Raw genomic sequence first — 2,175 nt, 5'->3', positions numbered from 1 at the left:
GAAGAAAGTCCAGCTTTGAAAGAGTTGCGCGACGCTATTGAGAAAATATATAGAATTTACAATCGCTTCAAAGATAATCTAGGAAAACAGCTGCTCCAAGATGCAAAAGAAGTTCCTATTAGCGATGTCATCAAAGATGAAGTAATTTATAGAATCCGCGAATGGAAGCAGTGGAATTTACTGTTCAACCAAGTGCAAGATGGCAGAATTGTACTTCCACCTGGAACAGAAGGTAAAAACAATCCATTTGGTGGAAGAAACAAGCCCAATGTTAACATCCCTACTAAGAGTGATGACTTTTCTCAGGTATTTGAAAACGCTGTTAAAGAGCTAAAAAATTTTGCTGAGGATTGCATTCAAAAAGCAGTTAATCACTTATTGCAAAATTTATCCAATCAATTAAGTCCAGAAATTGAACAATTAAAGGCAAAACTCCGTGAGGAGATGGAAACAGAAATCGAAGAAAAATTTAGTGAAGAACAGGCTTATACATTTTCTATTTTGTATCAAGGTTATAACCCGGAAAAATGGGGAGAACTTGAGAGCATGAAAGAACTATTTCAAGAAGAGAAGTCTATTGAAACAGTAACTGTATTTCCCCTAGCACGTCAAGACGAAAAACACGAGATTGGTCAAATTTTTGATTGGGCATCAGAATACAGCAAATCAGAATACACTAAAGGTGATTCCCCACAAACCCTTCATCAAGTTCTTCTCGTGCAACGGCTGCGGGATGAGATAACTGCTAGCATAAGCCTACACATAATCGAGTATGTAAGCCAAATCAATAAAAAAGTTGATAAGGCAATTTTGCAGATACTCAATATTTTGACTCCTGAACTAGATACAGTGCTAAGAGAAGAGGCATTGCTCAGATACATTGTAGGCGAAAAACAAGAAATTAAGGAAGCTGATTCTGTCTCACCTATTCTCTCGCAAATTGCCTCAATTCCTAATCCTGAAACTTCTAGTTGAAGAAAGGAGTATCGTTAGTGATTAACAACCACAAATTCGTAATTTTCAATTCTTAAAACTTAAACTCTGCCTGTGAGGAAAATAGAAATGCCTGTTGAAATTCGGGTTTTACCTCACTTTCAGCTACGAACACAAAAAAATAATCCTCTGGTTTTGGAACTGCCAGTAATTGAACTTGCTGCGAATGGTAACAACATACCTTACATTTCTCGGATCACCCACTATGTTGAGGGTACACCAAAAGAACTAGCAGACGAGATTCAAAAAGCTTACAAAGATGTTGAAACAGTAACATTAGAACCTCTTAACGCTCCAAAGCGATTAAAACAAGGTTCTTGTATGCTCAATCAACCTTTGATAACACCAGTCAATTGTACTTTGCAGGTGAAAGTCGAGTATTTTGACTCCGACGCTACTGGCAATCTACTGCTGTCTGAATCAAAGCATATTGAGGGAAGGTGTCATCTTTTCTTTGACTTGGAGGAGAAAATAACAGCATTTACATCTCAAGCTAATATACCCTCGCCTCCATCGACACAACCGAAACTACCTGCAATGGATTCTGACTTGGAGTCCAAACTATCTGCCTTAGAACAGCAAATATTAGCAGTCAAACCTCAATTAAATACATCTTCTTCTCAATCAATACAACCAAAACTACCTGCAATAGATTCTGACTTAGAGGCGAAGATATCCGCCGTGGAGAACGAAATCTTAGCACTCAAACGTCAATTAAACATTCCCTTATCTCAATCAACACAATCCAACGGAACTACAATGAATCCTAACGAATCAAAGCCAAGCAATAGCAATGGACAGCAAGAATCTCCTAGTTGGTTAGCTATAGATTTTGGCACATCTAATTCCACTGTGACACTCTATGAGCCTATTGAAGTACCAATTCAAGAACTCCTGCCCAAAGAACAACAGACACGCTTGTTTGAACGTTTAGCACAATGGCTGAATTCACCTGCTACTGATGCTTTACCAGGCGTCAATACTAACGAATGGGAAAAGTTTGTTGACGACATTAGCAACAATTTAGGAGTAGATTCAAGTCGGTTACATGAAGTTTTTCAAGGAAGTGAGAACCCAAAGCGATGTTTAGAGGCTATTCGCCAAATTGAACTATGTTTAGGCAGGAATGAGCAGTTTCGTAAAGCTGTCAGCAAAAAACTTTACCAGATATATCATGAAGTG

At 38.2% G+C, this 2,175-nt stretch carries 1 protein-coding gene and 1 pseudogene; both read left to right on the top strand.

Annotated features, from left to right (window positions below; translation table 11 throughout):
- The first annotated feature begins 15 nt into the window (after nucleotides 1–15).
- The gene (locus tag ACM0OZ_RS48515; protein ID WP_414590101.1) at nucleotides 16–975 is read left to right on the top strand and encodes a hypothetical protein; all 960 of its coding nucleotides are present in this window, start codon (nucleotides 16–18) and stop codon (nucleotides 973–975) included.
- An 87-nt stretch (nucleotides 976–1,062) separates the two neighbouring features.
- A pseudogene (locus tag ACM0OZ_RS48510) lies at nucleotides 1,063–2,175 on the top strand (molecular chaperone); the annotation flags it as partial.

Origin of the sequence: Scytonema sp. PCC 10023 (assembly GCF_963920835.1) — a bacterium.
Lineage (GTDB): Bacteria > Cyanobacteriota > Cyanobacteriia > Cyanobacteriales > Nostocaceae > Kalymmatonema.
This window is presented reverse-complemented; position numbering and strand designations above follow the sequence as displayed.